The sequence below is a fragment of the Actinomadura sp. CNU-125 genome, assembly GCF_001942465.1.
Taxonomy (GTDB): Bacteria; Actinomycetota; Actinomycetes; order Streptosporangiales; family Streptosporangiaceae; genus Spirillospora.
Map to the genome: position 1 here is coordinate 1 of NZ_MKJY01000248.1, position 8,202 is coordinate 8,202.

Annotated in this window: 10 protein-coding genes; 2 read left to right on the forward strand and 8 right to left on the reverse strand. The window is 75.6% G+C overall.

Features of this window, described 5'->3' with window-relative positions; translation table 11 throughout:
• Positions 1-1,274 (forward strand): NB-ARC domain-containing protein (locus tag BJF79_RS26725; RefSeq protein ID WP_075901473.1); only part of this gene is annotated, 1,274 nt, incomplete at its 5' end.
• Between the two features lie 75 nt (positions 1,275-1,349).
• On the opposite strand, the gene BJF79_RS26730 is transcribed toward BJF79_RS26725, so the two are convergent.
• From BJF79_RS26730 to BJF79_RS53780, 5 genes are all read right to left on the reverse strand, one after another.
• Positions 1,350-1,730, reverse strand: a complete 381-nt coding sequence (locus BJF79_RS26730; RefSeq protein ID WP_075901475.1) for a SchA/CurD-like domain-containing protein — start codon at positions 1,728-1,730, stop codon at positions 1,350-1,352.
• A 66-nt stretch (positions 1,731-1,796) separates the two neighbouring features.
• Positions 1,797-3,071 carry a cytochrome P450 gene (locus BJF79_RS26735; RefSeq protein ID WP_083733960.1) on the reverse strand — a complete coding sequence of 425 codons (1,275 nt, stop codon included), beginning with the start codon at positions 3,069-3,071 and terminating at the stop codon, positions 1,797-1,799.
• A gap of 67 nt (positions 3,072-3,138) precedes the next feature.
• Positions 3,139-3,588, reverse strand: coding sequence for a DUF1772 domain-containing protein (locus BJF79_RS26740; RefSeq protein ID WP_075901477.1), 450 nt, complete (start codon positions 3,586-3,588; stop codon positions 3,139-3,141).
• A gap of 147 nt (positions 3,589-3,735) precedes the next feature.
• On the reverse strand, positions 3,736-4,710 hold the full coding sequence (locus BJF79_RS26745; protein ID WP_075901478.1) for a sialidase family protein: 975 nt from the start codon (positions 4,708-4,710) through the stop codon (positions 3,736-3,738).
• A gap of 1 nt (position 4,711) precedes the next feature.
• Complete coding sequence (locus BJF79_RS53780; RefSeq protein WP_075901479.1) at positions 4,712-5,212, reverse strand: sialidase family protein; 501 nt, start codon at positions 5,210-5,212, stop codon at positions 4,712-4,714.
• 159 nt (positions 5,213-5,371) lie between these two features.
• On the opposite strand from BJF79_RS53780, the gene BJF79_RS26755 reads away from it, so the two are divergent.
• Positions 5,372-6,253 carry a class I SAM-dependent methyltransferase gene (locus tag BJF79_RS26755; RefSeq protein WP_075901480.1) on the forward strand — a complete coding sequence of 294 codons (882 nt, stop codon included), beginning with the start codon at positions 5,372-5,374 and terminating at the stop codon, positions 6,251-6,253.
• On the opposite strand, the gene BJF79_RS53785 is transcribed toward BJF79_RS26755, so the two are convergent.
• From BJF79_RS53785 to BJF79_RS65815, 3 genes are all read right to left on the reverse strand, one after another.
• Positions 6,234-6,554 (reverse strand): hypothetical protein, encoded by a 321-nt coding sequence (locus tag BJF79_RS53785; protein WP_075901481.1) that lies wholly within the window; start codon positions 6,552-6,554, stop codon positions 6,234-6,236. The two genes, BJF79_RS26755 and BJF79_RS53785, sit on opposite strands and share 20 nt — an antisense overlap.
• Positions 6,555-6,657: 103 nt before the next feature.
• A complete protein-coding gene (locus BJF79_RS65810) occupies positions 6,658-7,950 on the reverse strand; it encodes a polyketide synthase (RefSeq protein ID WP_316043442.1) in 1,293 nt (430 codons plus the stop codon).
• A partial coding sequence (locus tag BJF79_RS65815) for a beta-ketoacyl synthase N-terminal-like domain-containing protein (protein ID WP_316043441.1) occupies positions 7,944-8,202 on the reverse strand: 259 nt, incomplete at its 5' end. The genes BJF79_RS65815 and BJF79_RS65810, both read right to left, overlap by 7 nt.

The window sequence follows — 8,202 nt, forward strand, 5'->3', positions numbered from 1 at the left end:
CGCCGTCCGGGCTCGTGCCGTCCGGAACCGCGCCGTCCGGAACCGCGCCGTCCGGGCTCGCGCCCGCCGTGTCGGCCGCCGGTGCGCCCGGCGTGCAGCTCCCTCCCGACATCGACGACTTCACCGGCCGCGAGGAGGAACTGGAGCGGCTCGCCGACACCGTCCTCGGCGAGGACGACCGCGGGACGGTGCAGGTGGCCGCCGTCGTCGGCATGGCGGGCATCGGCAAGACCGCGCTCGTGATCCGGCTGGCGCACCGGATCGGGCCGTCCTTCCCGGACGGGGTCCTGTTCGCGCAGCTCGGCGGGAGCGGCGGCCGGCCGGTCGAGGCGGGCACCGTCGTCCACCAGTTCCTCACCGCGGTCGGGTTCGCGCCCGACGAGATCGCCGCCACGGCCGACGAGCGCGTCGAGCAGTTCCGCGGCTGGAGCGTCTCCCGGCGGGTCCTCGTCGTCCTGGACGACGCGTCCTCCGCCGGTCAGGTCATCCCGCTCGTCCCGTGGGGGCGGGAGTGCGCCGCGATCGTCACCGGCCGCGCGCACGGCCTGCCCTCGTCGGCGACGCTCCTGCTGGAGCAGCTGTCCGCGGAGGGCGGGCTGCGGCTCCTCGCCCGGATCGCGGGCGAGTGCCGCGTCCAGATGGAACGGGACGCGGCCGTCCGCATCGTCGAGATGTGCGGGGGCCTGCCGCTGGCGCTGCGCGCCGCCGGGGCCCGGCTGCTGGCCGGTCCCGCCCGGCCGCTGGAGCGGTTCGCGCAGGAGCTGGCGGACCCGGCCGACCGGTTCAACGCGCTGCGCATCGGCGACCTGGACCCGCGCGCCGCCTACGACGCCGGCTACGCCCGCCTGGAGGACCTGGAGCGCTCGGTCTTCCAACTGCTCGCCCTGCTTCCCCCGGGGCCGTTCACCGCGTCCTGGGCGGCCGACCTGCTGGGCCGCGACCAGGCGTCGGCGGAGGCGGTGCTGGCCCGCCTGGTGGAGAGCCACTTCCTCCAGATCGTCCGGGACGATCCGGCCGGCGGGCTCCGGTACGCGCTCCCCGAACTCGGCCGGATCTACGCCCGCGAACGGCTGGAGCAGGTCATCGCCGGACCCGAGCGCCTCCCGCAGGCGGGCCGTTCCGGCGCGCGTATCGACGTCCGGCCCGGCGCGCGGCCCGCGCCGCGGCCGCGGACGCCGGCGCGGACCGTCCCGCCCGACCCGCCGGAGGAACGGTCCGAGGACGGCCCGGAGGGCGCCGTCGAGCGGGTGCAGGTCGAGATCGGGCGGTTCTGAGGACGTCCCGGCGCACGCGAACGCCCCGTGGCCCGCCTGACGGGCCACGGGGCGCTCCCGTGGGCGGGGGCGGCCTCAGCGGGCCGCGCCCGTGCTCTCGGGGAAGAGCTGCGAGATGCAGCGCATGCTGCTCTCGGTGAACGTCGCCACGAACCCCTCGACGGTGTCGGTGTCGCGCGGGCTCGCCAGGTACGGCTTCAGCCGCCGCTCGACCTCCCGCACGCCCGGCTGCGCGGCCATGAACCGCGCGACGTCCTCGATCCCGCCCTCGTACTGGATGAACCGGACCATCGTGTCGTCCCGAATGAACAGCGCCGTGCCGAGGACACGGCCCACCTCCCGCCCGGAGCCGTCCCGGACGGCCGGGTTGCGGACCCTCTTGAAGTCGCCGAAGATCTCCGCGATCTCCTCCTCGCATCCGGGCTTGATGTCGTAGGTGATGGCCGCGAACGGCATGGTCGCTCCCTCGCAGATGATCGTGAACGGGTCGTCGCGGACACCCCGGGCGGGCCGGGGCGTCCGTCAGGAACGCAGCCGCACCGGAAGCTCGGCGAGGCCGCGGATGATGAGGTTGTCGCGGTAGCGCAGCTCCGTGAAGGCGGGCTCCATGCGCGGCGCGCGGCGCACCACCGCGCCGAACGCGACCCGTCCTTCGAGCCGCGCGAGCGGCGCGCCGAGGCAGTAGTGGATGCCGCCGTCGAAGGCCAGGTGCCGGTTGTCCGGACGCCCGATGTCCAGGCGGTCCGGGTCGGCGAACACCGCCGGGTCGCGGTTCGCGGCGCCGCGCATGATGACGACCTGCTCGCCCGCCGCGATGCGCCGCCCGCCGATCTCGGCGTCGGCCAGCGCGGTCCGCCGCGACAGCTGGGTGGGCGGGTCGTAGCGCAGGAACTCCTCGACGGCCGACTCGGCGAGCCCGTCGACGTCGGCGCCGAACCGGCGCAGCTCGGCCGGGTGCCGCAGCAGCGCCAGCAGGCCGTTGCCGAGCAGGTCCATCGTCGTCTCGTGCCCGGCGACGTACAGCAGGATGCAGGTGGTGAGCAGCTCCGGCTCGGTGAGCCGCTCCGCCCCGTCGCCCGCCTGGACGAGCGCGCTGATCAGGTCGTCGGACGGGCGGGCGCGGCGCTCGGCGAGGAGCCCGCGGAAGTACTCGTCGAACTCGGCGAACGCGCGGTCGCGGTTCTCCAGCTGCTCCTTGGAGAGCTGGAAGTCCGGGTCGACGCCCCGCGCGACGAGCGTGGACAGTTCCCGCACCGCGTCCCGGTCGGCGGCCGGGACGCCCAGCATCTCGCTGATCACGCTCACCGGCAGCCGGTAGGCGAACGCGTCGATGAAGTCGACCTCGCCGGCGTCGATGAGGTCGTCCAGCATCCCGTCGACGATCTCGCGGACGCGGGGTTCGAGCCGCGCCACCCGCCGCGGCGTGAACGCCTTGTTGACCAGCGAGCGCAGCCGCGTGTGCTCCGGCGGGTCGAGCAGGATGAACGGGCGGGCGCGTCCCCGCACGGGGCGGCGGAAGGTGTTCTGGTCGAGCACCTGCCCGGTGCCGTGGCCGAACCCGGGATGCCGCAGCACCGCGGTGCAGTCCTCGTGCCGGGTCAGCAGCCAGTGCCCCAGCGGCGTGCGGTGGACGGGCGACCGGTCGCGGAGCCGCCGGTAGTAGGGGTAGGGGTCGGCCCGGTAGGCCGGGTCGAACGGATCGAAGTCGATCGAGTCGGCCGAATCGGCCGAATCGGCCGAGCGGGCCGCGTCGTCCGCGTCGTCGGCTTCGGTCGTTTCCTGTTGGGGCGCTGTCACGGGATCACCGTCCTTCTCTGTCGCGCGCCGCCGCGCGCCCTCACGCGGATCAAGCGGATCACGCGGATCACACGAGGGCGAGCGCGATGCTGTTCAGGCCGAGCGCCCCGATCGCCAGGGACGTCCGCAGCAGGTGCCACGACCGCCAGCGCGGCCGCGGGTCGGACCACTCGGCGGGCATCGCGTCGGGGTCCAGCACCCGCATCTGCTTGTTGATCGGCACGTTGCACAGGTGCGACACCACCGAGACGGCGAACAGCAGCGCCGCCGCCGCGAGGAACGCCCAGCGGGCGGCGCCGTCCGCGACGACGGCGAGCGTCCCGTCGAGCACGGTGGAGCCGAGCACGATGATCGGCATGGTCGGGTCCCAGTTCCGGCCGAGCAGCTTGTGCGTGTAGATGTAGCGGTCCGGCGGCATGGCCATCAGCGCCGGGACGGTGCTGAGCGCGACGGCGAACAGCACGCCCGCGATCAGCCCCGACCCGATGAGCACGGCGGTGCCCAGCACGTCCGTCATGGTCGACTCCCTGTGTTGCGGCCGTTGTGCGGAACGCGCGGCCGGGGGACGCGCGGCCGGGTACGGAAGGGGCGGCGGCCGTTGTACGGGTGACCCTCCGGGCGGCCGCCGCGCCCCTCGCCTGCCTCCGGCCTCACCTCCTCTCCGTCACCGCCCCGGCGAAGCGGGCGTGCGCGTGAAATAGACGTCCTGCTTGTTCTCGGGGTCGTCGCTCGTCGCGACGAACGCCGACACGAACGAGCTCCCGGTGTTCGCGAGGCCGTAGTAGCCGCCGAGCAGCGGCTGCCCGTCCCACGTGGTGGCCTTCTCCAGGTCGAACGGCCCGGCGAGCTTGCGCTCCCGCCACCCGTGCGACGTCCACGCGCACCACCAGCCGCGGCAGGTGGTCATCCACAGGCTCGTGGGGGTGCCGGCCTCCGGGGTGTTCTCCCGGAAGTCGTAGTAGGTGATCGCGATCGTGCCGTTGGGGGCGACGTCGACCTGCGGGAGGATCGCCTGCCCGTTGCCGCCGCGCCCGCTCTCGGGCGTCCGGTCGACCCGCCGCGGCTCGGACCAGGTGCGGCCGCCGTCCGGGGACGACGACATCCCGATCGCGCTCGCGCTCTCCGACAGCCCGTTCTCCGCCCAGACGACGTGGACGAACCCGGTGCGGGGGTCGACGGCGATCTCGGGCAGGATCCCGTTGGCGGACACGGCCCGGCCGTCGTCCGGCAGCACCGGGTCGTTCAGCTTGTGCGTGCTGATGGTGACCGGCTCCGACCAGTTCTCGCCGCCGTCGGACGAACGGATCACGCGGAGCCGCTCGTCGCGGTTCTCCGTCGGCCACGGCGGGCCGCCGATCGGGAACTCGTTCTCCAGGAACACGTTGAGCAGCGTGCCGCCCGGCAGCACCACGATCTGGTTGCCGAGCGCGCCCTGCTCGGGCCAGTCGGAGCGGTGGACCACCCGCTCCTCGCCCCAGCTGCGCGCCCCGTCCGTGCTGACCGCGAGCATCGTCTCGTGCTCGCCGGACGTCATGTTCCGCCGGTTCCACACGGCGTAGACGACCCCGGGCCGCCGCGGATGGGCGGTGATGGACGGCTTGTCGTCCCAGAACGCGGTGATGTCGTGGCTGACGACCACGCTAGGGCTCCGACCACGTCCGGCCCCCGTCCGCGGACCGGGCGACCTGGATCGCCGACTCGCCCGGGTTCTCCAGCGACGGCGCGCTCACGTACGCGACGCCGTCCGGGCCGAACGCGGCGAACGGGCCGCCCGCCTTCTGCGTGGTGCCGCCCGAGCAGATCGAGAAGCCCTCCAGCACACTGCGGTCCCAGGTGCGCCCGCCGTCGCGGGTGGACGCGACGACGACGCCGCGCGAGTTGCCGCGGGCGCGCCGGTCCTGCTGCCACGCCGTCACCATGTTGCGCGGGTCGCGCGGGTTGACCACGAGCCACGGTTCGACCTCGGTGTTGAGGTCGATGGCGTCGCCGCCGTGGTCGGCGTCGCAGGAGGCGAAAGGGCTCGGGCCGGACAGCGCGACCGGGGCGCCTCCGGGCCGCGTCGCCGCCGCGCCGGGCAGCGCCGCGGCCGTCACCGTCACGGCGGCCCCCAGCGCGATCAGCGGATATGCGGTCCGTCTCATTGCCGTCTCCGTTCGTCGGGTACGCCGATGCTCGCCGCGGCCGCTGGCGGTGGACTTGAGCGGTGCTCGCGTTCCCGGCTCGACCGGGACGCGACCCCCGCGCGAACCGGTGCGCGAAACCTGGGTCCGTATCCGAGTCGGCTCTCCCGAGGGGGTCCCATGTCCGCGCGAGCTCCGGCCGCCGTCCGCACCGCGTTCCGTCCCGTCCTGATCGTCGGGGTGGAGCAGCACCAGCCCGCGGGCCGCCGGGTGGTGCTGGACCCGCTCGCGGTCCGCTTCCTGCCGCCCCGGCAGCGCCTCACCGTCCACGCGGCCCGGCTGCCGTCCCGCCGCGAGCGGACGTTCCGGGAGAACGAGCGGATCGCGCCCGGCGTCTGGGGCTGCATCCTGTGCCGCAAGCGGTACGCGGACGAGCGGGTCCGGGAGGCACTGGACGCGGGGATCCGGCAGTTCGTCTTCCTCGGCGCCGGGCTGGACACCCGCCCGTACCGGCTGGTGCTCCCGGCCGGAGGCACCGCGTTCGAGGTCGACATGCCGGTCAACGCCGACTACAAGCGGGAACGGCTGCGCGCGGTCTTCGGCGAGGTGCCCGCCCGCGCGCGGCTGCTCGGCCTCGACCTGGAGGACGCCGACCTCGCGCCCGCGCTCGCCGCGCGCGGCTTCCGCATCGGGGAGCCGACGATGTTCGTCTGGGAGGCCGTCACCCAGTACCTCGCCGCGGACGGCGTCCGCGCGACCCTCGGGTTCCTGTCCGGCGCGGCGCCCGGCAGCCGGCTGATCTTCACGTTCGTCCGCGAGGACTTCGTGAACGGCGACGCCATGTACGGCGCCGAGCCGGTCTACCGGCACTTCTGCACCGGCGGGACGTGGCGCTTCGGCATCGCCCCCGAGAACGTCGCCGCCCTGCTCGCCGAGTACGGCTGGACGGAACGCGAGCAGGTCGGCCGGGACGAGTTCGTGGCCCGCTACCTCGCCCCGGCCGGCCGCGCCGACCTGCCGGTGTCGGAGATCGAACGGTTCGTCAGCGCCGTGAAGGAGTGAGCTCCCCGGCCGCCGCGCCGCCGGTCGTCCCGTCCTCGTGCGGGCCGGCCGGCGGTTCGGCGTCGGGCCAGTACCGGCGGTGTGCGAACGGGTAGGTCGGCAGGTCGATCGGCTCGCCCGCCGTCCAGGCCGACCAGTCGAGCGGCGTCCGCGCCCGCACGTGCAGCCCGGCCAGCGCCGCGAGGAACCCGTCCCCGCCGTCCAGCCGGACGAGCAGATGCCCGCCCTCCGCGAGCTCCTCGGCACCCGGCCGTCCCGGCGCGGCGCCGCCGGACGCCGCCAGCTCGGCGGCCTCCGCCACGGTGAGGTCGCCCGCCGCGCAGGCGGCGGCGACCAGCCCCGTGCCCGTCCCGGTGACCGCGTGCGGGCGGACGCCGTGCGCCCGCCACAGGTCCGCGAGCGCGTCAGGGTCGCGATGTGCCGCGCGGCGGGGCCGTCCGGGAACGCCGCGGCGCAGGCCGCGAACCGGTCCCGGAAGAGCGCGGACGCCTCCGGCAGCGCCCCCGGCGACACCGGCTCGCGTTCCCCGTCGGGGAACACGAACGCGACCTTGCGGCGCGGCCCCGCCGTGCCGGTGACCAGGCCCGGCGCGACTCGCCCGCGGCGAGGCCTCGGCGGCCTCCACCAGCTCCGCGCGGGACCGGCCGAGCAGGACCGCGCGGTGCCGGACGCGGCGGCGGTCGCGGCGAGCGAATGCGCGACGTCCCGGACGTCCGGCCCGTCCGCCATGAGCCGCAGCAGCCGGCGGGCCTGCTCGCGCAGCGCCGGTCCGGTCTTCGCCGACAGCAGCCACGGCACCGGGACGCCCGCCGGTTCCGGCCGGGCGTCCGGGCGCCGCCCGCGGCGGCCGCCTCCTCGATGATCACGTGCGCGTTCGTCCCGGCGATCCCGAACGCCGACACCGCCGCCCGCCGCGGCCGGTCGCCCGGCTCCCACGGCACCGGCTCGGTCAGCGGCCGGACGGTCCCGGCGGCCCAGTCGACGTGCTCGTTCGGCTCCTCGGCGTGCAGCGTCCGGGGCAGCAGCCGGTGCCGCAGCGCCAGGACCGTCTTGATGATCCCGGCGACGCCCGCCGCGGCCTGCGTGTGCCCGATGTTCGACTTGACCGACCCCAGCCACAGCGGGCGCTCGCGGCCCGCCCCGAAGACCGTCTCGAGCGCGTTCGCCTCGATCGGGTCGCCGAGCGGCGTGCCGGTGCCGTGCGCCTCGATCGCGTCGACGTCCCCGGGCGCGAGCCCGGCGGACGCGAGCGCCTGCCGCACCACCCGGACCTGCGCGGGCCCGTTCGGGGCGGTGAGCCCGTTGCTGGCGCCGTCCTGGCCGACCGCGCTGCCCCGCACCACCGCGAGGACGCGACGGCCGTTGCGGCGCGCGTCCGACAGCCGCTCCAGCAGCAGCACGCCCGCCCCCTCGGCCCAGCCCGTCCCGTCCGCCGCCGCGGAGAACGCCTTGCACCGGCCGTCCCCGGCGAGGCCGCCCTGCCGGCCGAACTCCTCGAAGATCAGCGGCGCGGCGATCACGGTGGCGCCGCCCGCGAGCGCGAGGTCGCATTCCCCGGCCCGCAGCGACTGCGCGGCCAGATGCACCGCGACCAGCGACGACGAGCACGCGGTGTCGACCGTGACCGCGGGCCCCTCCAGCCCGAGCGCGTAGGCGACCCGGCCCGACGCGACGCTCGCGGTGTTGCCGGTCAGCAGGTGCGCGACACCGGCCGCGCGCGGGCGGCCAGCAGCGCGCCGTAGTCGTTGCCCATCACCCCCGCGAACACGCCCGTGCGGCTGCCGCGCAGCGCGTCCGGGGCGATGCGGGCCCGCTCGACCGCCTCCCACGACGTCTCCAGCAGCAGCCGCTGCTGCGGGTCCATCGCGGCCGCCTCGGCGCGGGATCTTGAAGAACCCGGCGTCGAACCCGGCGGCGTCCGTGAGGAACCCGCCCCGCGCCATCGCGGC